Consider the following 23328-nt stretch of genomic DNA (forward strand, 5'->3'; position numbering starts at 1 on the left):
TAAATGTCATCATCTAAAGATTCGACCGCTACCTTAATTAGCTCCTTAACTAAACCTGTTCCTTTATATCCACCATACATAGATTTATGTGATTTCGATCTTGAGGATTATCCTCAGCTAGATAAAATATTTTCAGATAATGAACCTTGGTGGCTTGAACAATTTAACTGGGGAAAAATATTCCTCACCTATATAGGTAGAAATAAATCTACCCACACTTATGACAGATTTAGAAATGACGTTGAACGTTTTCTTTTATGGTCCTTTATTGAAAAGAAAAAACCAATCGACCAATTACGTAAATCTGACTTACTTGAATATGCTGACTTTTGTTGGCAGCCACCAGTTACTTGGATTGGCACATCTAATCAAGAACGCTTCAAAATAACTAATGGTTATTCAGCAGCTAATGAACTTTGGTTTCCATTTAAGATTCAAGCACCTAAAAGTCAAAAATCTGAATATGTGTTAGATAAGAAAAAATACCGTCCATCACAACAAACACTTTCATCAATGTTCACCGCACTTATCGTGTTTTATAACTATTTAATGGCTGAAGATTTTTGTATTGGTAACCCTGCACAAATCGCTAAAAAAGATTGCCGCCACTTTATAATCGATTCACAAGTTAAAGAAATAAAACGTTTAACCGCTAGCCAATGGCAATATGTTTTAGATACTGCTGTTGAAATGGCTGATGAAGATCCTAACTTTGAACGAAACCTATTCGTAATTGCGTCATTGAAAACTCTATTTTTAAGAATTTCAGAATTATCAGAACGACCTAATTGGTCACCAACTATGGGACACTTTTGGCAAGATGATGATGAAAACTGGTGGCTTAAAATATTTGGTAAAAGCCGTAAAATTCGTGATATTACCGTGCCAATCGATTTTTTACCTTTTTTAGAACGTTATCGTGCTTCCCGTCGTTTATTGGGTTTGCCATCAAGAAATGAAAATTCGGTACTTGTTGAAAAAGTACGTGGCCAAGGCGGCATGACCTCCCGGCACTTACGCCGCATAGTGCAAAGTGTTTTCGATCTCGCCCATGAAAATATGCGTAGATCTGAAGGTGAAAACAAAGCGCAAAAATTGAAAGAAGCCTCTGCCCATTGGTTAAGACACACTGGTGCCAGTATGGAAATTGAACGTGGGCGCCCTCTTAAAGATATTTCAGAAGATCTTGGTCATGCCAGCATGGCAACTACCGATACAGTTTATGTGCAAAGTGAAAACAAGAAGCGTGCGGAAAGTGGAAAACGCAGAAAAGTTGATTAACCGCTCTACCCTGTAGTTTATAAATCGTTCAAAGATGGTAACCAAAACAGCGTTATACGTGATTATTTACCAGTAATGACAGCCGATGTTTATCAGAATTCACGTAGCGTCAGTTTGATATTTAAACAAACTGACGTACAAGCCTTTATAACATGGGGGTACAGCGGATTAATGTATCATTTAAACAATCTGAAATATCGCTAAACTGTTGATTAAACAACCAAAAAACTTCAATAACTAGAAAATAAATACTTTAAATCCTGTTTAAAATGCCCTACTACTATTCTTGGTTATTCAGCTGCTTTGGAACTTAAAGTATAGTTTTTCAACTCTTGAGTGTAATGTCCACAAGCAGTACAAACTTTCGCTCCTTCTAAAAAAAACGCCCTAAAAATGACTTGCACAAAAACAAACTAACCAAGTAAATACAATGACTTGCATGTAATTGTGGCCAGTGCTAAGTTTTATTTGTAACTGTTTTATTTGCAAATTTATTTCGTGAATAATATCACTAAAATGTCGCTAAATACCTCAAAGCGGTCTTAATAATTAGATCAACAAACTCCATTTTTATGTCAACTATATTGTTCCTTATGAATTAGTTACATATGTTTTAATTTTAGCTGCAAGCTAATTTAAATTTGCAGCCTGCGCTTCGATCTCTACCTTCCACAAAGGATTAAATAACCCAGTAACAAAAATCAATGTTGTTGGTAATCCACTGATATCAAAGAGTCTTTGTTTAGCTTTTGAATAATCGGATAGATGTTCTCTATCCGTTAGATAAAGTCTTACGCTAACTAGATCTTTTAGACTCATATCGTTAGCAACTAGCACAGCCTGAACATTTTCCCAGGCTTGAACAATTTGATCTTCGACACTAGTCAATAATTCCCCACTTGGATTGATGCCTAATTGACCGGCAATATTGAGGATTTGACTGCCTTTTTCTATCAAAGCACAGTGCTTATAGTCTGCTTTGGGGGTATGTACGCTGTTTGGATTCCAGATTTTATTCATTTAAGACTCCTATATTATAATGAATGAGTTAGTGGTAATTTGCCGTTTCAAATAAAAGTGATAAATAAAAATATGGGCCCAATGGACCCATAATTTAGCTTTTTATAATTTTGTTACTTCTTTTGCAATAGAAAGTAAAATTGAGGCTAACTTGGCTGGCTGTGAAAAATTAGGGGTATGACTACTATCAATACTATATCTTTTGTTAACTTTTCCGCTATACATAGCACGCTGAACTGAAATTGGTATTGCTCTATCTTGTGTACATTCAATATAGTACTTGGGTAACTGACCAAAATTATCATCTGTAATTTCAAGCTCATACATTAAAGGTGCTGCTGGCTCTGGCACTATATTAGGTTTAGCTGCGGCAAACGCTTCTTGAGAGATATCATGCGCAAAAGCATTTTGAATTTCATCTTCTTTAACCAATGCATAAGATTTATCTTCTGAAAGAAAAAAGTTATCTACTGCGATAGAGCCTTTCACACCTTGTACCGCCTTAATAAACGAACCACCTTTTGGCAATAAAAAGGCGCTTAGATAGACAATACCTTTTACTTTGTTTGGCCTTAATTCTGCTGCACGACTGACAGTGATACCATTAAAGCTGTGACCAACAAGAATAACTGGCTGGTCTTGCTGATCTAAAATATCAGTTAATGTTTTGACATAAGAATCCATTGTTATTTCAGCTGGGGATGTTTTGTCACTACCGTGGCCAGGTAAATCAGGAGCGAAAACTTGATGGCCTTTTTCTTTTAGAATTGAAACAACGCCTTCCCATTGCCACGCACCTAACCAAGCTAAGTGGACTAATAAATACGTTTCTTTTTCTGATGTAATCATTGCATGATCTCTATTGGTTGAATTATTTGTTTTTGCATTAACTGGTAAACAACTTATTAAAGTAATTATCAGGCTGCAGAATGCTATTGATATCTGTTTTCTCATTAACTCAATCCTTAAAATATTAAAATTGCTCTTCAACGGTAAAGTCATCTTCAGCGAAACACCAAGTCCCCTCTTTTTTGACCCAGAACTCTTTACTGATAAACCCCTTACCGACATTCATTGACCACTTGGCAGATAATTTAGCGCTGTCTTTATCTAACACTTCAATATGAATTTCCGTGTAGCTGAGGTTAGTTGCACCAGTACTACTGACAAAATTTAGCCAGAAATCATAAATTTCAGTACGGCCTGTATATTGCCCCATAGGTCTGGCGTCCATGACGGCCTGCTCCAAATATTGTTCAGAGCAATATCTAATATCTCCTCTATTGAATGCTTCTATCCATTTTTTACTGGCATTTAATACTTCTGCCTTAGTAGTACTTATCGTCATAATTGTTTTATCTTCTCGTTAAATGAACTGTACGCTAAGTTTATAGTTAAGTTATTTGCTAATAAACATCACTTTTGTTAACTTATTGTTTATGAAAATTAAACAAAAAAACCTATTTCACTTATTAATGGTGTTCAGGGAAGTTATAAGACAAGGCAGTTTTACTGCCGCTGCTGAGAAATTAGATTTAACAAAGTCGGCTATTAGTCAATACGTCACTCGTCTAGAGCAACATCTTGGTGTGCAGCTATTAACTCGTTCAACCAGAGCATTAAGCTTAACGAGTGTAGGGCACAAATTATTAGAACGAAGCGAGGAATTAAAAACCTTGCTAGATATTACGATTGATGAAATTAATAATATCAAACAGCAACCTACAGGTAGTTTGAGTATTACCGTACCTCAGGCATTAGCACAGCCCCTTGTTTTACCCGCAATTAAACTGTTAAACAAACAATTCCCACAGGTCGAACCACGGCTTATTGTGGATGATGGTAATTTAGATATTATAAAAAGAGGCATCGATATTGCTATTCGTGTGGGAGTACTACAGGACAGCGAGTTAAAAGCCGGTAAGATAGGTGAACATCGTGAAATATTAGTGGCATCAAGTAGCTATTTATCTTCGTTGGAAAAAAAAGTAACTCTTAATAATATCGAAGAGCATCCATTTATAGCCACTAGTTGGCAGACAACAAACCTAATCCATCATTTTCAAGATAATAACAATACGCAGTTTGATATTTGTTTAAAACCAAAATTTGAAGTAAACAGTGCAAATGTTGCACTTGATTTGGTTTCACTTGGATTAGGAATCGCTTTGTTACCTGATATTTTTGTAAAAAAACATATTTATGAAGGAAAAATACAACATGTTTTAGAGCACTTAAAAGGGAAAACGGATAACATCTATTATGTCCACGCATACAAAGAAAACGTGCCATTAAAAGTAAAATGGCTAATCGAGTTTTTGAAAAAAACTATGAATAATAAATCATAACCCTTTAAATAATTTTTGTGGCCATCCCCTCGAAAAAATGATGCAAGTTGATGTAACTATAAATGCAATGTAACGTTATTTTCAATACTATACGAGTAAATAGCTACTGTAATAATATATGGTAACAAAGTGCAAGTTAGCTGAAGTTTTTATGTTCTAATTTGCACTTTTATTTATTCAACGTTTCGCCTGTATGCTCATAAACTCCGATCCTAAACAAGTGGCAGCACTCTCCGGAATCAATTACTTTGGAACCAAATATCCTAGCGATTAAATTGATCATGATTAAGATAATGAAACACTTGCTTGATTACCTTATTGTTTTTCATCATGAACGGATGTGTCACTGGTAAACATATATGATCTCTCATGCCATCAAACTTGCTGTTTTCGACGGATCCCTTACCGTCATCTACTTTCGGCATCATTGTAGAAAGTACCAAATTTATACTCCGAGTTCCCGCAATAATACCCAGATCAAAATTTGCTGAGCCTAGTTTGTTTGGTACGCTGCTAGCTTCGGTGCCAAGTTGCACACCTCCGGGTACATTTCTAAGTGAATCAACAACCTGACTTCCCTTATTTTGCTAACCAATGCGGGGCGTCCTTGAGAATTTCTACACCATACGATGTACCAATAGCATGTAAAACATCGCAAGCTATTATCTGCAAGGATTGACCTGTAGGAATCTTTTAGCTAAATTTACCAAAACGTAGATGAAATACACTTCTGATTATCACTAAGAGTTAAAGAATTTAAGACGAAATTGATAGAAGCGCTCAGTTTTATAAACTTGCCAATCTTGCTCATTCATCATTTTCTTTGAAGTTGCACGTTCATGAGTTAGTGTTGTCTCAAGTTGACTTAATCCCTGTTGGTAGTTCGTTATTTCCTGTGTTTGCTGATTAACTTGTTCTCCTCTGCTGGTTATGGATTGTTGCTCATTGGCAGTGAGGTATTTACTCGCTAATTGAGCCTTGATGTTAGCGCTTTGCTCTTCAGTCATATTTTCAGGGATTAACTGCAACGCCGCTTCATATTTGGCTATATCAGTGTTTAATGAAAAGCTGTCTAAGTCAGCGCTGTGTTCTTGTAACAATTGGTTATATTGCTCAATAAAGTCATCGGCATTGTGAGTTTGGTTAAAGCGATTATCCGGCTCAGTTAACGATAAGCGGTAATCATAATAGGCATCTTCCAGCTCGAAAAATAACTTGGCATCTTTACCCCACACTTGTGTTCTAATCGCTTGAACATTCGCTATTTTATCCGCCAAGCTAGTGTCCTTACTGATTAATAACTCCCCCATTAAGCGCTGTTGTTCCTGTTGGTTATCAGGAAAGTTCAGTAAAAGCAGATAACGTTCTTGATTAAGTAATAATTGCTGCTGTATTAGCAATTGCTCACAGTTATCATAGCGACGACATTGCTGCCAGAATGTTGTTAGCGCCGTCATTATCTTTTGACCTTGTCCATCTGCTAACAGGTTTTTCTGTTTGGGGAACTCCTGATTAATGTCTACCTGTGGGTTTGTTTGATTCGACGTTATTGTCGGTTGTCCTGTTGCCTCAGCATTTTTAGATAATTGAGAGATCGTTTTTTCCGGCTTAGCTGAGCTCATTATTTTTTCATCGGTAATAAAAAAATAAACGCTGCCAAGAATGGCAACGCTTATTAGTAGTAATGTCACTCGCATTAACGGATCACCGCTTTAACCGGGAAATGATCGGACAAATTCCAATGCTTCCATAAACTAGCAACCGTGCTACGGGGTATTTTGACTGTGTTAATGTTTTCGTTGCGTTTGGCAAACTCATTACTCACCACAACATAATCAAGATATTCAATATTTTCACCACCCGATAACGCATTTCCGGCAAAAGAATTGATACGCGGATCGAACGTTGATTCTGTATAACCCGCATATTGAGGTTCATCAGCGCTAAGGTTGGCAAACATCTGTTGATAGTCAGTTGGGAATTTACGTTTGTTGACATTAAAATCACCTCCATAAACCACAGTATCGCTGGCGGGGATATTCTGCGCTTGGGCAAAGTCACGCATCTGACGGAATTGACGTTGACGATAATCTCGGGCGGTATCTGTATCAAATGATGCCGTGTGCGTTGCTAATAGGTGGTAAGCCTTACCATTTTTAATAATTTCAGCATAATTCAGACCTTTGTCTGCAAAACAGTCGGTACCAGAACAATCAGGGTAAACGTATTGTCCTTCATTAACAATTGGATAGCGACTTACGATTATGACACCACCGTCATAAATATTAGCCCCAGGAGAATCTAGCATCTTGGTTTGGTATGGATATTCTTTAGCAAGCTCACGTAAAAATGCATCACGCCCAGAAGCAAATACCTCTTGTAGCATTAAGACATCATAGCCTATTAAATGTTTCGGTATTTCCTGAAAACGGTCATCGATGTGTTTTGCAATTACTGGCAGAGCCCATACGTTATATGACATAATTTTGAGAGTGTTTGCGTCTGCTACTGGCTGCTCATCAATCTTTTTCGGTGTGATGCTGTAATAAATATCATCATAACGTTTAGTTTCACTCGCTTTAAAGGCAATTTCAGTATTATTGCTGCTACTGTTATAGCGCGATTGATGACGGTGAATCTCACGATCATTGCTCCAATTCAAAGAAACATCATTGGTACTCGCACTATGATCAAGTGTTGATTTATACCAATATCCTTTTACTTGTTGTAACAACGACAGTGACTCGCCATTTTCATTAGTCACAACAGTTTCGAACTGATAAGTATCACCCGAGTTAACCCCTTCCCAGCGATTAAAACTTAATAGCATTTTTGTTTCCCATGGTTTGAGAGTCTGGATATGTTGTTGCCATTCTACGCCTTCCTCAAGTATATCTGAACCGCTATGGTTCACTTGAATCGACATGGTCTGGTTGGAGTTATTTGTCAGATATATATCACTGTCGGCAAGTGCTGTTGCACTCATAAGGCAGCTGAAGCAAGTCGTGGTTAATACCTTTTTTATTACATTTTTTTGTATATTCACATCAAATCCTTTAATTGTTGATCGAGCCAATATGAGATTAAATTAACAATATGACAGTAAAAATACAATAATATTAAATATTTACTTAAGTGAGTTAAAACAATAAAACAATAAAACAAAATGGCCCCATAAAATGAATAATTAAACAGACACCCACTAAAAAGCAGCTCAATGAGCTGCTTTTTAAATTTAGCATTTGCTAAGTCTTACCTAGGAATGACTTAGAAGTTGTAAGAGAAACCTACTTCTAAAACATTCTCCGAGCTACCGACTAAGTTGCTTGGCATGGCATTTGATTTGATGGTGTGATCACCAACACGGGTAAAACTTACAAATGGCATGGCGTTTTCAAAACCTAAGTATGCCGCACGTACTTCGAAATCGTCTGACTTACCTTTAAACTTTGTTGAGCTTGTATTTACAGGAACCATGAGCTGCTCGGGAACCGGGTATGAGTTGCTGTAACCCGAGACATCACTAAACTTAGTTTGTTTCCAGCTAGCTGATAATAATGCAACATTATCAAGTTTGTAACCGACAGTTAATTCCATTTCATGATTACCGACATTAGCATTAAATCCGGCTTGAGGAGCTGTTTCTATAACTGGGTTCATTGAACTATCAGATATTGGACTGGTAACAATACTTCCGATACTAAAATCATCATCACTTTTTTCATAAGTATAACGTGCCGCAAAAAACAGTCCGTTGTCTAAATGGTAAGCCGATTGAAAACCTACTGACCAAGTATCGCCGACATTGTAGTCAGTACCTGCGTTCCAATTTGTTCCATCGTCCATTTGGATACTGGCAAATGGGTCTAAACCATAGCTGTAATCACTGGCGTGGTCACGGAATGTGTAACTTGCTTGTGGCATGATGTAAAAATTTTCTGAAATGTTGAAGCGGTAACCAGCACCAACTGTTGTTGCTTTATGACCTGAAGTTGCGCTGTTCCAATCGTAAGTTGTTTCTCCGCCGATGAATACACCGTTTTCCATTCTGTGTGTTGCGCCAATAACGGTTTCGTTAACATCATTTTGTGAAATGGCTGCAGAAGTGTTGGTGCCTTTGTCATTAATAAAAGCTACATCACCGAAAATACCGTTACCGCCAACTGAGGCCATTGCAGAAGTAGAAAGCGCTGCACTAACGGCTAAAGTAATAGAAAGAATCTTTTTCATGTAAATCTCCATAAACATTTTGAGCTAAGTGATTAATTTTTATAAAACCAATACAACAAACTTAGCTAGTGAGTAAATAATAGTAGAGCGGAGGGACATACCTCTGCCGTTCAACTGGTGCTTAATATACAGAGACCAAAACTTAAAAAAGTTAAAGTTCGTTAACAGACTGTGAGATAAATATTTATTGTGTGTGATACATGTGTAAGCATTGTGTTAAAAAACTAAGCTGTAGCTTAGTTGTACCTTAGTACCATTATAAAATTCAGCTAGCGACACTACTTGTAATCGTACGCATCTCGTTACACCTTAAATGGGTGTTTATTCAATATTAAAAGTTTTGTTTGATCAAAATAGTTCGATAAATGACCGACTTAGTTAAACAGCATGATTAATATGCAAGCTTATGCGCTATAAAATGTTCCAATGGAGGCAATGTTAAACAAATTTTTATAGCTAGATAGCCAGAATCTTTACTTATTTAACTAGTGGGCAGTTTTTTTATCGCATTGTTTACTTGTTTGGGGTCAATTAAGGCTAAATTTAAGCCGCGGATTTGTTTATCTTCATTGAAATGGATAAAGGTGAGTAATTTATTAAGGTGAAAAGCCAGCCAAATGATAGCATTTGGCTGGTATATTTAAGAATTTGTAGCTATTAGATGGATTTAATATTCATTAATTTGTGGTGGCCAGCGGCTTGTTCCTGTTTGCGCCATATGATTTATACCATGTTCAAATATTTTATCTCCCACATAATTAGAACGTTGTGGTCTACTAATCAGGTAACCTTGAATCTTTTTAACACCTAAGGTCCTTAACAGCTCGAGTTGCTCTTTATGCTCAATACCTTCAGCAACTACTTTTAATTCAAGTTTTAAAGCCATATCCACAATCGAGTGCAATATTTTATGATATTTAATATTATGTATCGCCTCGGTAACAAACAACTTATCAATTTTTAATACATCTACAGGTAAATTAGCTAAGACAGATAATGAACTAAAACCAGTACCAAAGTCATCAATAGCAATCATTACTCCATCAGAACGCAGTTTTTCTAGCTCATTGAACAACTTATCTGATGCTTCAATAAAGCAGCTTTCAGTAATTTCTAACATTAATGAATGTGCCGGCAAGCCCGATTTAGCAAGGCTCGCTGTGATCCAATCATACAAAGATTTATGTTTTAGCTGAATAGGTGAAACGTTAACTGAAATTCGCACCTTTTTCATTCCTGCGTTATACCAAGCCGCCATTTGACGACAAGCTTCATCAAGGATCCAATCCCCTAACTCGAGTATTAGATTAGAGTCTTCTGCAATTGGAATAAATTCATCGGGTCCAATAGTCCCTTCAGCAGGATGTTGCCATCGTACTAAAGCTTCAAAGTAACTAATTCCATAATCGTTAATTTCAATTATTGGCTGAAAAGTTAAGAAGAAATTAGATGAGTCTAGCGCCTGACGCATTTCATCAAGCAAATAATGATAACGGCGTAATTTAGCGCCCATTTCAGGGGAATAAATACGATAAACGCCCCGACCTTCCGTTTTAGCGCGATACATAGCGACATCAGCCATTTGTATTAAAGCGTGTGGGGTCGCAGCACTATCCGGGTATATTGCAATACCTATACTAGCACTAATTTTTATGGTTTTATTGCCTAAAATAAAGTCTCTTTCTAATTCTTGTAGTATGTCAATTGCTACACTGATGGAGTGCTCCGGATCCTCTAAATGTTGAATAAATAATGTAAATTCATCGCCACCTAAACGCGATAAGTTATATTCAAGGGCATTATTATCTTGCTTAAAACTAAGGTTTTTTCGACGTACTATAGACCTTAATCGCTCTGCTACTTGGATTAACACTTCATCGCCAAAGGAGTGACCGTAAGAGTCATTTACCGACTTAAAGCCATCGAGATCAATAAAGAGTAAACCACTCTTTGTTCCTGCTGCAGCTGTTAATGTTAACTGCTTATTTATATGTTCTAAAAAGTGATATCGGTCAACGAGGTGAGTTAGCTTGTCACAGAAGCTATGTTCCTCTGCCTTCACTTGGTATTCATGGCTAATCTGCTGTAAAAAATCTAAAGAGTGATTTAAACCATTTATATTCGCTGCGCTTTGATGGTTATTGTTACTTAATTGATAGCTGCTGATAATACTGTCAACTTTACGACAAAGCGGTGCAATCTCTTTACTCACTTTGTTACGGTAATAAAATGCATTAATTACAATGGTGGTCAGTGCGATAAGAAATAACGCAGCAAAAGGGATAGCCATATCAATGAATGAGGCAAATAAATGCTCTTCAAATGAGTGTATGTTAACTTTATTATGCTGTTGCCCTGAGATAATAAAAACTTCATCTCGATATAAATAGCCTTGCGGATTTAACAGTACTGTTGTTATCAACTTGTCAAAATGACTTAAGGTAACCAGCTCAGCTTTATCAACTGTTATAAAGCTATTTTGAGTCACTAATTTATTGCTATTTTTTGCCATTGAAGCAAGTAATAAAACATAGGTTAACAACAAGAATACTGACATGAAAAGTGCATTTGACTTCCACGTACCTGTTTTTATTTGCTCCATTAGCATACCTCATCAAAAATAAAACACATATTGTAACAACTTGTAACAATATGCAATGATAAAAGTAAAAAAGCTCCTTTAGGCTTTTGTACAGGCATCCAATTATTATGGTTTTATTGGCGTAGCTGATAAATTTTTGAAATAGATATTTATATTTAGGCTTACTTTCTTATTATTGAGTTTTCTATGTCTAGTCTTTAGTCGTATTTATCACCAAAGTGATATTGCTTCAATCGTCTGCTTTAAGAGCTAAAAGTGGTAATAAGCAGTTCTAAAGTGTTTTACAAGTCTCTACGTAGGAAGTTAAAAAGTACAAATATGCCCTACTGGTATTAGCCGCTCATTATTTTTCATAGTTGAACTGCTTGTTGGTTAAAGAACATCGCTATACAATGACGATGTTTATAACCATCGAAGCATTCCTCTTGAAAGACAGCGCAAGTTCCAACATGAAATCAAGCCTAAAGAAAAGCGCTAAACATAGCCTTAAATTAGGTAAGCGATTACAGCAAATAGAAAAAATGGCGACTTCAGAAGAATATGGCCATATTTGGGATTGTTGTTGTGATCATGGCTTGCTTGGCTGCGCTTTATTAAATAGGCAAGTTGAGGCTACTATTTCTGACACTTCTTCGGATATGCCCGTCAATATAGTGAGTAACACAGCTAGAAACAAAGATAGCGACATCCATTTTGTTGATATCGTGCCCGAGCTAATGGCTGAACTAGAAAATAAACTACAGCGTTTTTATTCAAGTTCATTAAATACAGTCATTGCAAAAAACTGGCAAACCCACTGTTTAGATGTGGCAAAGCTGCCATTAGATCAATACGATGGAAAACATCTGGTTATTATTGCCGGGATTGGCGGAGACTTGATGATTAAGTTTATTGAGGCTATCAATCAGCAGCATAAAAGCTTAGCGATTGATTTCTTACTGTGCCCTGTTCATCACCAATTCTCATTACGTAGTAAGTTAATCGAGTTAGATTTTAGCTTGATAGATGAAGTGTTGGTGGAAGAAAACCAACGCTTTTATGAAGTATTGTTGGTGTCATCAAGCAGCGCAGCGGAAAGTAGAGTAAATAGTAAAATAAATCCGGTTGGCGATAAAATTTGGTTGTCAGACCCAAGGACACAATTAACTATAGATTCAAGCGGCCTTTCAATAAAAAACTCAAAAGAGCATTCAAGAAAAGTATCATTAAGCCAAGCTGAAATAGCAGATAAATACTTAAATAAAACCCTTAATCATTATCAACGTATGCAAAAGGGTTTGCAGCAAAGCAATAAGCAAGATAATCAACAAACAAAGACCAACAATGTTAACGTGGATGTTCAACACATTATTGATGCTTATCGTGCGGTAATTTTACCTGTTTTAGTAAACTAACGATTTAATTTTACTTATTATAACTGCAACCTTCGGCACTATTGTTGGTGTGTTAAACCTGTTTCAGTATTTTCAAAACCATGGCAGATATAGTCGAGGTCAGGTCTTTTTTTCTTGGCTATTTTATGGAAATGCTCAAAACCTACGGAAAAGGCAAATGGATTGGCGTTGTAATCGGCATAAGATTGATCGTTACCAAGTTTAGCCTCTCTAATTCCTGCAGCAAAAGAGCTTAAGAAATCATCGCGGTTGTTAATCAAAATGGTTATAGCATCACCGGCTTCTTCTACAAGCTCTAGTGCGCCCAATTCAATATATTTATCAACCACGGCACTATTGAAATAACCACAGTATTGTTCAGTTTCAACATCATATGAAACCTCAGCATCAGCCCCTGCTTCCATTAATGAGACAAATAGCTCTCTTACCTTCTTTGAAATCACACACTATTCCTTACTTCGCCCATCTTCAGGGTATTAATTATCTTAAGCTATTTTATATTAAAACTTAGCTATATAGAATTTATACTCGTTGTTCATTACACAAGGTTTTGACGCTTTAGCTATTCAAAGTAGTGCCTACATTGACAACAACTATGATTAACTATTATTTTTAAAATACGTTGATGATTGCCTCGATTTATCAACTTGTAGAGTAAAAATATCTGGTCTTGCGTAGTGACCGGCAACGTCTAAAGCTCGCTTTGAACTCGCGGCTAATTCAACATCGATGTCTGCGATGAGATAACCTTTTTCTTTTGATAATGGCCCTGAGATGATTTCGCCACTAGGAGATACAATCAATGAGCCTCCTGGATTAATCCATTCTTCATCTATGGGATAAAGTTCATCAAGTTTAGGAAAGTCCTTGGGGAGATCTTTTCTTTCTAAGGCAACACCACATGATAAAACCCAACACTTAGCTTCTCTGGCAATATGCTGCATAGTGCCAACCCATGCTTCACCACTGTCATAGGTTGGTGCAATATATATTTCCAAGCCTTGAGCATATAACGAATACCTTGCTAAAGGCATGTAGCTTTCCCAGCATATTAGGCTGCCAATTTTTCCGACGGGGGTATCAAGTACATTTAAGCCGTGGCCATCGCCCATACCCCAAACCATGCGTTCAGGATTCGTTGGCATAAGTTTACGATGATTATTAATGATTTTACCTTGGCCGTTAATGGTTATCACTGCGTTGAAAATTGTTGCTTGGCTATTAAGGTTATCACGCTCGTTAATACCACAAACTACAGTCACATCATTATCTTTGGCCGCTTCGAGCATTGGTTTGAGGTCATCAGAAGATAGATCAACCGAATTTTTAAGTAACCTAACATGTAGCTCTTCATTGGTAGTCCAATCGCCACCTGGTCTGAGTCGCCATATCCAAGCAGGATATCCTGGAATAAATGCTTCCGGGAAAACAATGAGTTTAGCGCCTTGTGCAGCTACTGAGTTAATCAACTCTGCCGCTTTTTTAATGGTACGTATCTTATCAAGAACATAAGGTGCCTCTTGAATGATGGCTACTTTGTGCATAACTGCCCCTATAGTTAACTAACAAACTCATAAAGATAATTATAGGTGAATACTAACGTTATTAGCTTATTAGTAACTTTTGTTCCTTGCTCTAATCTACCCAGAGATGTATGACTAAGGTCAGTATGCTACTTATTTTAACTTGAGCAATATTTATCATTCTGTAAATTTGAACATAAAAAAAGCCCTTAAAGGGCTTTAAAATTTATAGCAATGAAACATTCTTCTCGGTGCTATGCCTCAGCTAATTTTTGATGCCCCAAAACTCTACTGAGAAATACTTCTACGCCAATAAAAGCAAAAGGAACAATTGAGGCAATAAATAAAGACAACCAAGTGAGTAATGACCACTGCTGCTTATTAGCAACTATCAAAGATAACAAAAGGTAAAGCATGAATAATACACCGTGGCTCATACCTAATAGAGACACGTAATCTCGGCTGACAAAGCCAAGGGTAACGCTTAATAAAATTAAGAAAGATAAGCCTTCTAAAATACTGATGACACGAAAATACTTGAGCATTATTATTACCGGTAAAACGAAAACGGCATTATCCTGTGCCAAGAGCATGGGGTCAAACTTATAATTGTAGTTAGTTGCTAACCTAGCTATTAGCTGGGTAAATAATTAGCTGTTTAATTCTAATGTTTGGCACCATTTACAGGCATTAAGAAATTCTTGCTGGATAATCTCTTTACTAAGACCCTGCTTAGTAATAAGTTGAAGAATATTCTCATTATTGTCTGAAATAAATGCCGTAGTTAAATTTAATAACTCACCTAATACACCATCATTCGCTATTAATGCTTTTTCAATAGGACTAGCCAATGGCATCGTTTTAAGAATTTCGGCAACTGGCATGGAGAGAATAACTTCAATAGAACTCAGTAAGCCGGTAATAAAGGCAAATTCTTTGACTGAAACAAAGTGATTTTTAGTACTCAAGGTTTCCATCATCCTGCCTGTAATCAAGGCTTGTTTACAGACTTCATCAGCTCTTTCTGAAGTTAGGTTTGATAAGGCTAAAATAGCAACTAACTGCCTTAACTTTTCTTCACCTAAATAAGTTGCGGCTTGTCTTAAAGAGTTTATTTCAACATTGGCGCCTGTTGAAACGTTATTAACCATTTTCAATAAACCTATGGTTAGGTTAACGTCTTGGCTAATAATTTGTGATACTTTGCCAAAATCGAGCACGCTTTTAGATGTTTCGCTCAGCAACTGCATCATCATGGTCTTTACTGTTGTTAAGGTCTGCCCCTCAATCATTTCAGTTTTGTGATAAAAATAGCCTTGAAAATAATTAAAACCGACTTCAGCGAGTGTTTGCTGTTGGTTTCTTGTTTCCACTCGTTCTGCAACAATACTGATGTCGAAGGTTTTCATTCGGGCAACTGCTGGAATCAAGCGTTTGGTATTTATTTTTTCTATATTAACTTTAACTATATCGATATAAGGAAATAGCACATCCCAATGAATGGCTAAATCATATTCCGTTAACGCTATTTTATAGCCATGTTTGTGATAATAACTGACAATTTTAACTAAGTTTGCCGATGGTTTTTTATGACCTACTAGTTCAATAACAATTAAGTCTTTATCAAACATTAATGGAAACTTATGGATTAAATTACTTTCGGTAAAATTGATAAAGGCCAATTTCCCCATGCATAAGGTTTGAATGTCGCTTTGTATATGGTTTTGAATGATAAGCTTAGAGCTAGCAATATCTTGATCAACTTCGGGGAACTTATTTTCTGCAGTATCTCTGAAAAACAATTCATAGCCAATGGTATCGAGATTCCTATCAAAAACAGCTTGTCGCGCTATGTAAGTCTTCTTCATTTCAAAGCCTAATTATCTTAGTTGCTTAATTATAACGTTAAGCACGTAGCATGTTTACATAAATTTCACATATCTTACATCTTTGTATTTAATGAAATAAGTTTAAAACCAAAAATTATAATGCAGTTAAAGCTGCGTAGTTAATTACCGTCGAGTTTATTACCACCATTTTTTATCGCCTGCCTCTCAACCAGTTCATCTACTGATTTTTTAACAAAGTCGTATTGGTAATAATCATCATCAATAATATTGTGGTCTATTTTTACAATGTCTAAGTCTATGGTGCGCGGGCCATTTTTATTACTGGTCCGTACGCGTCCCAACTGTGCTTCAATATTTTTCAACTCGACTTTCAAGTCAGTGGCATTAAGCGCACAATCAAATGAAAAGGCGGTATTAATAAAGTCGGCCTGCTCGGTAAATCCCACCGCTTTGGTGTGTAGTAATGTAGCGATACTCACCTGACAATCCATTCTTTTAAGTTGCTCAAACGCTTGTTGAATATGCTTTTCAGCCTCAATATTTGAGCCAGCCGCGACAATATAAAATGGCATTAAGCGGAACGTTCCGCAGTAACCGAAACACTTTTTGCGTAACGTAAGGCTCCTGGTTTGGCAATTTTCAACTTGGCGTGTAAGACCCCTTCAAAGGATAGAATCAACTCTAGTAGTATGCCTAATAATCGTTCAATGGTGTTATAACTGGAGTTTAATACCACAGACAAGATCTCTTTGTTGACGGTGCGGTAATTCACACAATCCGCGATATCATCAGACATCATAGCCTTAGATATATCGGCGTCAATCCAATAATCAATGATGAGTTTTTGTTTGTTCTCACGTTCTTCTGCTGTGATACCGAGAATGGTATAAATTTCTAGTTGTTCAACATATATGATGGACATTGTAAGTGACTCCCTCCGTCTATTTGCAGTGTTTGTCCGGTAATAGAATGATTATTTGATAAAAATTCTATTGCTGAATATAAATCAGCTAACGGCACTTGGCGTTGTAAAATATTGATTTCTTTATTATCTAATCGAGTGTCTAATTGAGATTTGGTTTGGCTACTTACTTGAGTATTTTCCTCTGTACTAGCTACACTCGTAGCTTCTAAAACAAAACCCGGAGCTATGGCATTCACTCTGACATTAGGTGCACATTCGATAGCCGCCAATTCAGTTAATGTTTCTTGGGCTTTTTTCGAGATAAAATAGGCAGCTTTACTGGTGTAAAGGTGTGCTAAATTCGCATCTGAAATATTAATGATTTGACAAGGTTTACGCTGTTTTATCTTTTGATTTGTCATGGCCTGAATTAATAACCAAGGGCTAGTCAGGTGAATATTCAAATTGTTTTGAATTTGCTCTAAAGAAGTTTCAAGTAATGAGCCTTGCTCAAACACAGAGGCATTATTTATCAACAATTCAATATGAGTAACCTGCGTTAGTAACTCGCGAAAGCGTTGCTCAATGCTAGCCGGGTCAGCTAAATCAGCTTGCCATAAAACCACCTTGATATTGTGTGCTTCTAATTGCACTTTTAAGGCTAAGGCGGCGCTTTCAGATTGATGGTAATGTAAGACGATATTCTTACCGCTTTTGGCAAACTTTTGGTTGATAAACGCGCCAATGCGCTTTGCCCCACCAGTGACTAATACCCAAGAATTACTATTCATTAATCTCTAATCAACTGTAAAAATTCCGCACGAGTGTCTTTGCATTTCAAGAATGAACCGAGCATACATGAAGTTTTCATTTGGGAGTTCTGTTTTTCAACACCGCGCATACGCATACATAAATGTGATGCTGACATAACCACACCAACACCTTTGGCATCAGTAACCGCCATGATAGCTTCGGCAATTTGCTGTGTTAGATTTTCCTGAATTTGCAAACGGCGTGCGTACATATCAACAATACGAGCCAATTTAGATAAGCCTAATACTTTTCCGTTTGGGATATAACCAATGTGGCAGAGGCCAGTAAAAGGAAGCATGTGGTGTTCACATAACGAATATAATTCAATGTTGTTAACAACAACCATAGAATCACAATCTGAGCTGAATAAGGCGCCGTTAATGACAGTATTTAAATCCTGGTCATAGCCTTGAGTTAAGAATTTTAGCGCTTTTGCTGCGCGTTTAGGTGTATCGACTAAACCTTCACGTTGTGGGTCTTCACCTATTTTTTCGATAATCGCTTTAAAATCTTGTTCCACTTTTTTGTTACCTGTTTAATTTTTAAACTGAATTTTCAACTAAATTTATTAATTTGCTATGGCATGTTTACACATGCTGGTCTATGAGAATTGCATTGCCATCGGGGTCTTTAATAGAGAGACTTGCAGGACCACTTTCACCAGTAATAGATTGTTCAATTATGTCGATACCTTGCGCCTGAAACTCTTTTAATAGCGCTCTAATGTCAGTAAAGGATTCAAGTGTTTTACAATCTTTATCCCAACCAGGATTGAAAGTCATGATATTGCCGCTAAACATACCCTGAAATAAACCGATAGTATGTGCACCGTTTTTAACGATTAACCAGTTTTGCGATTGTTCTCCGCCAACTACCTCGAAGCCCATTTTATGATAAAAACATTTTGACGCTTCGATGTCACTCACTGATAAACTTACTGAAAATTTACCTAATTCCATTTTACATTCCTTCGTATCAGGACAAAATATTTTTATATAGCTTGTTTATATAAAGTTTTTTAGGACGGTAAGTCCGCGTTCGAGGGCAATAATTATTGATCAAAAATACGAGCCTAAAACAGCTTATATCTACACCTTTCAAAAAATAATCATTAAAAATTAGAGCTAGCCCAGTGACTCAGCTCTTCAATGGGTTTCGGAAAACCCATTGTATAAACAAAACGATTTTCGGTATCGGCAAAAAAACTGTTGCCAACACCCAGCAAAACGAAACCATCGACCAGTAAGGCACTTGCATCTTGCGCACACTCAGTTTCAATAATCTTACTTACTTTCAGTAGTATTTCTTGTGAACTAGTAATATCAGAGTTGTTCATAATAACCCCTAAACATGTGTTATACCATTTCCATTAAGTTTGTGATCTTGTTGTGCTTAGGAAAAATATTTCAGGACAAGGCGCTCGATTGACCAATAGCTGGCTATTGGGATTGAGAGTAACGTAGTCTTGGGCTATTTTAACCAGCACAAATGGGCAATAACTTAGTGGAATTGGTATTAGTTATACCATCTACTTGCATAGTTAATAACTTACCCTAAAGCCCTTAAATTTCAAGTTCTTATTTTAACTATATTGCTATGTTGAGCGTGTGGATTGAATATTAGTGAGGATTGTCAATTATATCTAGCTAAATAGTGGCTTAGCTGGAGGTTGATGATCTTGAATTGATTGGTGAACTAAATTCAGTCAGTATATTTTACACCTAGCCATAATTGAACATGCCTCTGTAGTTTACTTTCTATAATATTTACTTTGATGCTTACTCGATTACTTATTAGCAAATTTACTCATTAATGACACAAAAGCCATTGCCAAAAGGGTCTACACAATGAGCAATAGAGCCCCAGTCACCGCTCTCGCCTCCTTCATGAGCACCGCCTAATTTCACTATTCTCTCAACCAGTTCATCGACATTTTCACAGAGAAAATCTAAATGAATGGGTGTCCAATGACGCCCATAGTCGCGGTTAACATCACTTTCTGTTGGTAGGGGCTTAGAGCCAGCTGACTTTTCTAGTAAATAGATATCGCAATTATCTACGGCAAGTACCACCATTTTAGCTCCTTGATCACGAATTTTTTTACAACCAAGCGCTTCAATATAAAAACTTTCGGCTTGTTTTAAGTCTGATACGTCAATACTTACTGAGAGTTTTATCATAATAATTATCCTTAATAGCTATTTTAATGCATAATTGCACGTACACTGTATATAAACACAGTCTTGGTGTAAATGTATACTGATGATAAATAATAGAAATATCAAAGTATGTCTTCAGGCTTTTTTTATTGCTTAAGTTATGGCTTAGATTAAGACTGGCATAGATAAGTTAATAGGAAGAAGTAATTATGCTATTTGAACCAAAGCGTCACCAGCCCCTCACTAAAACACCTTGGCATAGTCATACCGTTCAACAAGAAATATTAACAATTATTGATGATATTGAACGATCTTTATTAGCCAATGCTAGTTGGCCTACACACCCACTTGATGCGGAGGGTTATGCTAAAATCGGGCCTAAATGGGCTGCTTATGCTGGCTCGGCAGGAACTATTCATGCTTTACAGATCTTAAAAAATTACGGCTATCAAGTGACTGACTTATCGCATTTACTCGTCCAGGTGTATTCATCATTTTTGCAAAACCCAGACGTAGCAATCGAGCCTGGCTTACAACTAGGAGAAATCGGTATTTTGATGCCTAGACTATTAGCAGATCCTGATAATGATGAAGTATCAAAAAAACTTTTAAAGTGTATGGAAGCTACACTAGCGCTACCTTTTCATGAAATAACGTCAGGACAAAGTGGCATGATGCATGCTGCCTTTGCTCTGTATCAAAAAACAGGAAAATCCTGCTGGAAGGTAATGTTCATTAAAGGGGCAAGATCGCTGCTAGCTAATTGGCAGCAAGATAAATCTAGCGGCGAATGGCTGTGGCAAAGTCAAGTGTTTGGCCCTAAGCGACACTATTATGGTGCCTGTCATGGCATAGTAGGTAATGCTAATATCCTGCTACAAGGTGCCGATTTAATAGCAGACATTTCAATTAAGGAAATTCTTCATCGCACAGTTTCAACACTTCTTATCTCTGCTAAAACCGAGAAAAAGCTAAAGAATTGGCCACTATGTACCAAGCCAAATATTGATAAACTCTTGGTACAGTGGTGTCATGGCGCAGCAGGCATAGTTACTGCTATGGCAAGAGCCCCTAAAACTGCATCGTCAAATACAACAGAGCTGGATAACTTATTAGCAACAACTGCAGAGTTAGTTTGGCAAGCCGGACCACTAAGCAAAGGCGCTAATATTTGCCACGGCACTGCCGGCAACGGCTATGCGTTTTTATATTTATATAAAAGGACGGGGGATTCAATTTGGCTCGATAGAGCAAGAAAATTTGCCATGCATGCAATTAAACAATGCCAACAAGATCGCATACACTATGGCCAAGGAAGGTACACTTTGTGGACCGGGGATGCTGGCCTAGCAATCTATTTATATCATTGTTTACAGCCTAACGAGGCCGCGATTCCTGGTTTAGATTTATTTTAATGTCCCGTAATGCTCAAATATCACACACCCCGATGTGGCTGTATATAAATACAGTGTGCAGTCAATTCGCCATTATATCTTCAAGCTGACAGAGCTTACTCTTATTCCTCCTGCCATAATGATACGCCGCTACCGGGTATCGTTTGGGTGATATAGCCCTTAGTGCAACCATAAAAGCGCGTCATTACGGTCAATGAACACTTCAATATTTAAAGCTTTAGAGCTTGGGATAGTCGCTGAAAAATCAGCGCTCATTCTGGCCATTTTATTGGGGGCAAAAACCGCTATTTTATTTATTGCTGCCAAGGTACCAAACTTCATCAGAGCATCGAGTTGGGTTGAGTAGGAGTTAGTTTTATTAATGAGTAGTGAAAATGTGTGACTAAAAATTGACAGTAAACAATGATGGATTTCATCAACCATTTTAACGTTAATATCGACGCCATTATCGACAACTATTTCGGCAAGATCATTACGCAAGACAGTGATCTTGGCAAATGATATTTGGTGGACATCCATATAATAAATCTATCCCTGATAAAGTAGACTTATTAAGCGAAATAAGTCTACTTACTGCTATCGTTGATAACATTAATGTTTTTAGTGCATATATTATAACTTTAAAATTATGATTTTTATAGATTAAACCTCTTAAATGGTACATATACCCTATTATATTCAAGTTATTACCAATGAATGGGGTCAACTTTATAATAGCTGGTTAGTTGACCATACAATTCAGGGTGTTGTTGAGAGAACTGTTGAGACTTTTCGAAAAACACCTCACTGACCACGGCAAAAAACTCAGCGGGCTCGGTGGCACCATAATAATCAAATATTGACGGTGTGCCAGCTGCGGCTTGCTTTCTAAGTTCGTCAAATTGTTGGCTAAATACCTCAGACCAGCATTGATAACTTTGCCCTTTTCCTAAAATAGGCGCGCCATTCGCTTTACCATTTTCTTGATCAAGTTGATGGGCAAACTCATGAATAACCACATTGTGGCCATCGTTAGGTAATTCTGCGCCATGTACGCTGTCTTGCCACGATAAGACTATCTTGCCAAAATCCCAAGACTCACCGGATAAAGCCACTCTTTTGGTGTATTGAGTACCATCATGGTTTAATTGGCTTTGCTCTTTAACAAACGCACTGGGATAAACTAAAATAGTTTTTAGTTTAGGATAATAATCAGTTTTTCTATTAAGCAGCAATAAACATGCTTGCGCCGCTATGGTAATTTTTATCTCATCGGTAATTTTAACGCCATTACAACCGATAAAATTTTTCTCAGCGATAAAGACTTGTATATGTTGCTTTAACTGCAGCTGTAAATCCGTAGGCATTTGCCTAAAATATGGCATTCTTTGCTGGATTATTTTACGCCATTGTTTTTTAAACGGTAAACTTCTTACTTGACCGCGCTTATATTCACGCCAATACGGTTTTGCCATTAAAGAGCCAATGATGGCGATAGCAATAAACAAAGGTAACAAAATAGGTAACATAAACATCCTTATAGGGTGAGCTTACTTAATATCTTGGTGCGATGTGGGATAATTTCAAGCCATGGGAATATTTAAACATCATGGCTAAGGTGGTGAACAGAGGAAAATTCAGCGGATTGCGTTAAATTTCGTCCTTAAGGACGTAACAGAAAATGATGTAGAACACCCTTGTTTATTCACCCGTACGTCATCGGTGCGTAATCCGGTACGGCTAAATTAACAAGGGTTAGAGAACGTGCTGCTTTGGGATTTTATCTACTAAAAGTCAGCACTACCTCCGG

At 37.0% G+C, this 23328-nt stretch carries 25 protein-coding genes; 4 read left to right on the forward strand and 21 right to left on the reverse strand.

Going from position 1 to position 23328, the window contains the following annotated elements:
- The first annotated feature begins 3 nt into the window (after window positions 1–3).
- Complete coding sequence (locus tag HRT55_RS16145) at window positions 4–1281, forward strand: tyrosine-type recombinase/integrase (RefSeq protein ID WP_291622900.1); 1278 nt, start codon at window positions 4–6, stop codon at window positions 1279–1281.
- A gap of 630 nt (window positions 1282–1911) precedes the next feature.
- Here the strand turns inward: HRT55_RS16145 and HRT55_RS16150 are convergent.
- The 3 genes from HRT55_RS16150 to HRT55_RS16160 all read right to left on the reverse strand — a co-directional run bounded on the left by HRT55_RS16150 (window position 1912) and on the right by HRT55_RS16160 (window position 3649).
- On the reverse strand, window positions 1912–2301 hold the full coding sequence (locus HRT55_RS16150; RefSeq protein ID WP_291622901.1) for a RidA family protein: 390 nt from the start codon (window positions 2299–2301) through the stop codon (window positions 1912–1914).
- Between the two features lie 102 nt (window positions 2302–2403).
- A complete protein-coding gene (locus HRT55_RS16155; protein ID WP_291622903.1) occupies window positions 2404–3303 on the reverse strand; it encodes an alpha/beta fold hydrolase in 900 nt (299 codons plus the stop codon).
- Complete coding sequence (locus tag HRT55_RS16160; protein WP_291622905.1) at window positions 3275–3649, reverse strand: nuclear transport factor 2 family protein; 375 nt, start codon at window positions 3647–3649, stop codon at window positions 3275–3277. Before HRT55_RS16160 ends, HRT55_RS16155 begins: the two co-directional genes overlap by 29 nt.
- 91 nt (window positions 3650–3740) lie before the next feature.
- Between HRT55_RS16160 and HRT55_RS16165 the strand changes: the two genes are divergently transcribed.
- Window positions 3741–4649, forward strand: a complete 909-nt coding sequence (locus tag HRT55_RS16165; protein WP_291622906.1) for a LysR family transcriptional regulator — start codon at window positions 3741–3743, stop codon at window positions 4647–4649.
- 263 nt (window positions 4650–4912) lie between these two features.
- On the opposite strand, the gene HRT55_RS16170 is transcribed toward HRT55_RS16165, so the two are convergent.
- The 5 genes from HRT55_RS16170 to HRT55_RS16190 form a co-directional block, all read right to left on the reverse strand.
- Window positions 4913–5077 (reverse strand): hypothetical protein, encoded by a 165-nt coding sequence (locus HRT55_RS16170; protein WP_291622907.1) that lies wholly within the window; start codon window positions 5075–5077, stop codon window positions 4913–4915.
- 312 nt (window positions 5078–5389) lie between these two features.
- The gene (locus HRT55_RS16175; RefSeq protein ID WP_291622909.1) at window positions 5390–6346 is read right to left on the reverse strand and encodes a chromosome segregation ATPase; all 957 of its coding nucleotides are present in this window, start codon (window positions 6344–6346) and stop codon (window positions 5390–5392) included.
- Complete coding sequence (locus HRT55_RS16180) at window positions 6346–7635, reverse strand: sphingomyelin phosphodiesterase (protein ID WP_291622910.1); 1290 nt, start codon at window positions 7633–7635, stop codon at window positions 6346–6348. The genes HRT55_RS16175 and HRT55_RS16180 overlap by 1 nt, the downstream gene beginning before the upstream one ends.
- 281 nt (window positions 7636–7916) lie before the next feature.
- The gene (locus HRT55_RS16185) at window positions 7917–8879 is read right to left on the reverse strand and encodes a hypothetical protein (RefSeq protein WP_291622911.1); all 963 of its coding nucleotides are present in this window, start codon (window positions 8877–8879) and stop codon (window positions 7917–7919) included.
- A gap of 667 nt (window positions 8880–9546) precedes the next feature.
- Window positions 9547–11481: an EAL domain-containing protein gene (locus HRT55_RS16190; protein WP_291622912.1), complete on the reverse strand. Its 1935-nt coding sequence runs from the start codon at window positions 11479–11481 to the stop codon at window positions 9547–9549.
- 392 nt (window positions 11482–11873) lie between these two features.
- Here HRT55_RS16190 and HRT55_RS16195 point away from each other — a divergent pair, with 392 nt between their 5' ends.
- Window positions 11874–12875, forward strand: coding sequence for a tRNA (adenine(22)-N(1))-methyltransferase TrmK (locus HRT55_RS16195; RefSeq protein ID WP_291622913.1), 1002 nt, complete (start codon window positions 11874–11876; stop codon window positions 12873–12875).
- Between the two features lie 38 nt (window positions 12876–12913).
- On the opposite strand, the gene HRT55_RS16200 is transcribed toward HRT55_RS16195, so the two are convergent.
- The 11 genes from HRT55_RS16200 to HRT55_RS16250 all read right to left on the reverse strand — a co-directional run bounded on the left by HRT55_RS16200 (window position 12914) and on the right by HRT55_RS16250 (window position 20145).
- Window positions 12914–13318, reverse strand: a complete 405-nt coding sequence (locus HRT55_RS16200) for a hypothetical protein (RefSeq protein ID WP_291622915.1) — start codon at window positions 13316–13318, stop codon at window positions 12914–12916.
- A 156-nt stretch (window positions 13319–13474) separates the two neighbouring features.
- Window positions 13475–14419 carry a carbon-nitrogen hydrolase family protein gene (locus HRT55_RS16205; protein WP_291622917.1) on the reverse strand — a complete coding sequence of 315 codons (945 nt, stop codon included), beginning with the start codon at window positions 14417–14419 and terminating at the stop codon, window positions 13475–13477.
- A 233-nt stretch (window positions 14420–14652) separates the two neighbouring features.
- Window positions 14653–14943, reverse strand: a complete 291-nt coding sequence (locus tag HRT55_RS16210; protein WP_291622919.1) for a DUF3817 domain-containing protein — start codon at window positions 14941–14943, stop codon at window positions 14653–14655.
- 105 nt (window positions 14944–15048) lie between these two features.
- Window positions 15049–16266, reverse strand: coding sequence for an EAL and HDOD domain-containing protein (locus tag HRT55_RS16215; RefSeq protein WP_291622921.1), 1218 nt, complete (start codon window positions 16264–16266; stop codon window positions 15049–15051).
- A gap of 140 nt (window positions 16267–16406) precedes the next feature.
- On the reverse strand, window positions 16407–16820 hold the full coding sequence (folK, locus tag HRT55_RS16220; protein WP_291622923.1) for a 2-amino-4-hydroxy-6-hydroxymethyldihydropteridine diphosphokinase: 414 nt from the start codon (window positions 16818–16820) through the stop codon (window positions 16407–16409).
- The gene (locus tag HRT55_RS16225) at window positions 16820–17170 is read right to left on the reverse strand and encodes a dihydroneopterin aldolase (protein WP_291614618.1); all 351 of its coding nucleotides are present in this window, start codon (window positions 17168–17170) and stop codon (window positions 16820–16822) included. The genes folK and HRT55_RS16225 overlap by 1 nt, the downstream gene beginning before the upstream one ends.
- Window positions 17143–17943, reverse strand: a complete 801-nt coding sequence (locus HRT55_RS16230; RefSeq protein ID WP_291622925.1) for an SDR family NAD(P)-dependent oxidoreductase — start codon at window positions 17941–17943, stop codon at window positions 17143–17145. Before HRT55_RS16230 ends, HRT55_RS16225 begins: the two co-directional genes overlap by 28 nt.
- Window positions 17943–18485, reverse strand: a complete 543-nt coding sequence (gene folE, locus HRT55_RS16235; RefSeq protein WP_291622927.1) for a GTP cyclohydrolase I FolE — start codon at window positions 18483–18485, stop codon at window positions 17943–17945. Before folE ends, HRT55_RS16230 begins: the two co-directional genes overlap by 1 nt.
- Window positions 18486–18552: 67 nt before the next feature.
- Complete coding sequence (locus HRT55_RS16240; RefSeq protein WP_291622929.1) at window positions 18553–18924, reverse strand: VOC family protein; 372 nt, start codon at window positions 18922–18924, stop codon at window positions 18553–18555.
- Window positions 18925–19076: 152 nt separating this feature from the next.
- Window positions 19077–19301 (reverse strand): hypothetical protein, encoded by a 225-nt coding sequence (locus tag HRT55_RS16245; RefSeq protein ID WP_291622931.1) that lies wholly within the window; start codon window positions 19299–19301, stop codon window positions 19077–19079.
- 466 nt (window positions 19302–19767) lie between these two features.
- Window positions 19768–20145: a VOC family protein gene (locus HRT55_RS16250; protein ID WP_291622933.1), complete on the reverse strand. Its 378-nt coding sequence runs from the start codon at window positions 20143–20145 to the stop codon at window positions 19768–19770.
- Between the two features lie 188 nt (window positions 20146–20333).
- On the opposite strand from HRT55_RS16250, the gene HRT55_RS16255 reads away from it, so the two are divergent.
- A complete protein-coding gene (locus HRT55_RS16255; RefSeq protein ID WP_291622935.1) occupies window positions 20334–21539 on the forward strand; it encodes a LanC-like protein in 1206 nt (401 codons plus the stop codon).
- A 159-nt stretch (window positions 21540–21698) separates the two neighbouring features.
- Here HRT55_RS16255 and HRT55_RS16260 read toward each other — a convergent pair whose 3' ends face one another.
- Entirely contained in the window at window positions 21699–22058 is a 360-nt protein-coding gene (locus tag HRT55_RS16260; RefSeq protein ID WP_291622937.1) for an STAS/SEC14 domain-containing protein, read from the reverse strand.
- Between the two features lie 167 nt (window positions 22059–22225).
- Window positions 22226–23047, reverse strand: coding sequence for a zinc-dependent peptidase (locus HRT55_RS16265; RefSeq protein ID WP_291622939.1), 822 nt, complete (start codon window positions 23045–23047; stop codon window positions 22226–22228).
- Window positions 23048–23328: the final 281 nt, after the last annotated feature.

It is taken from the genome of Colwellia sp. (assembly GCF_013214175.1).
Classification (GTDB): Bacteria; Pseudomonadota; Gammaproteobacteria; order Enterobacterales; family Alteromonadaceae; genus Colwellia.

Coding starts and splice junctions, on each gene's coding strand:
- HRT55_RS16185 (WP_291622911.1), bottom strand. CDS start 8,879: ATGAAAAAGATTCTTTCTATTACTTTAGCCGTTAGTGCAGCGCTTTCT.
- HRT55_RS16210 (WP_291622919.1), bottom strand. CDS start 14,943: ATGCTCAAGTATTTTCGTGTCATCAGTATTTTAGAAGGCTTATCTTTC.
- HRT55_RS16245 (WP_291622931.1), bottom strand. CDS start 19,301: ATGAACAACTCTGATATTACTAGTTCACAAGAAATACTACTGAAAGTA.
- HRT55_RS16190 (WP_291622912.1), bottom strand. CDS start 11,481: ATGGAGCAAATAAAAACAGGTACGTGGAAGTCAAATGCACTTTTCATG.
- HRT55_RS16240 (WP_291622929.1), bottom strand. CDS start 18,924: ATGGAATTAGGTAAATTTTCAGTAAGTTTATCAGTGAGTGACATCGAA.
- HRT55_RS16205 (WP_291622917.1), bottom strand. CDS start 14,419: ATGCACAAAGTAGCCATCATTCAAGAGGCACCTTATGTTCTTGATAAG.
- HRT55_RS16170 (WP_291622907.1), bottom strand. CDS start 5,077: ATGATGCCGAAAGTAGATGACGGTAAGGGATCCGTCGAAAACAGCAAG.
- HRT55_RS16230 (WP_291622925.1), bottom strand. CDS start 17,943: ATGAATAGTAATTCTTGGGTATTAGTCACTGGTGGGGCAAAGCGCATT.
- HRT55_RS16160 (WP_291622905.1), bottom strand. CDS start 3,649: ATGACGATAAGTACTACTAAGGCAGAAGTATTAAATGCCAGTAAAAAA.
- HRT55_RS16250 (WP_291622933.1), bottom strand. CDS start 20,145: ATGATAAAACTCTCAGTAAGTATTGACGTATCAGACTTAAAACAAGCC.
- HRT55_RS16215 (WP_291622921.1), bottom strand. CDS start 16,266: ATGAAGAAGACTTACATAGCGCGACAAGCTGTTTTTGATAGGAATCTC.
- HRT55_RS16150 (WP_291622901.1), bottom strand. CDS start 2,301: ATGAATAAAATCTGGAATCCAAACAGCGTACATACCCCCAAAGCAGAC.
- HRT55_RS16175 (WP_291622909.1), bottom strand. CDS start 6,346: ATGCGAGTGACATTACTACTAATAAGCGTTGCCATTCTTGGCAGCGTT.
- HRT55_RS16265 (WP_291622939.1), bottom strand. CDS start 23,047: ATGTTACCTATTTTGTTACCTTTGTTTATTGCTATCGCCATCATTGGC.
- HRT55_RS16225 (WP_291614618.1), bottom strand. CDS start 17,170: ATGTCCATCATATATGTTGAACAACTAGAAATTTATACCATTCTCGGT.
- HRT55_RS16180 (WP_291622910.1), bottom strand. CDS start 7,635: ATGAGTGCAACAGCACTTGCCGACAGTGATATATATCTGACAAATAAC.
- HRT55_RS16145 (WP_291622900.1), top strand. CDS start 4: ATGTCATCATCTAAAGATTCGACCGCTACCTTAATTAGCTCCTTAACT.
- HRT55_RS16155 (WP_291622903.1), bottom strand. CDS start 3,303: ATGACTTTACCGTTGAAGAGCAATTTTAATATTTTAAGGATTGAGTTA.
- HRT55_RS16260 (WP_291622937.1), bottom strand. CDS start 22,058: ATGGATGTCCACCAAATATCATTTGCCAAGATCACTGTCTTGCGTAAT.
- HRT55_RS16165 (WP_291622906.1), top strand. CDS start 3,741: ATGAAAATTAAACAAAAAAACCTATTTCACTTATTAATGGTGTTCAGG.
- folK (WP_291622923.1), bottom strand. CDS start 16,820: ATGCCATTTTATATTGTCGCGGCTGGCTCAAATATTGAGGCTGAAAAG.
- HRT55_RS16195 (WP_291622913.1), top strand. CDS start 11,874: ATGACGATGTTTATAACCATCGAAGCATTCCTCTTGAAAGACAGCGCA.
- HRT55_RS16255 (WP_291622935.1), top strand. CDS start 20,334: ATGCTATTTGAACCAAAGCGTCACCAGCCCCTCACTAAAACACCTTGG.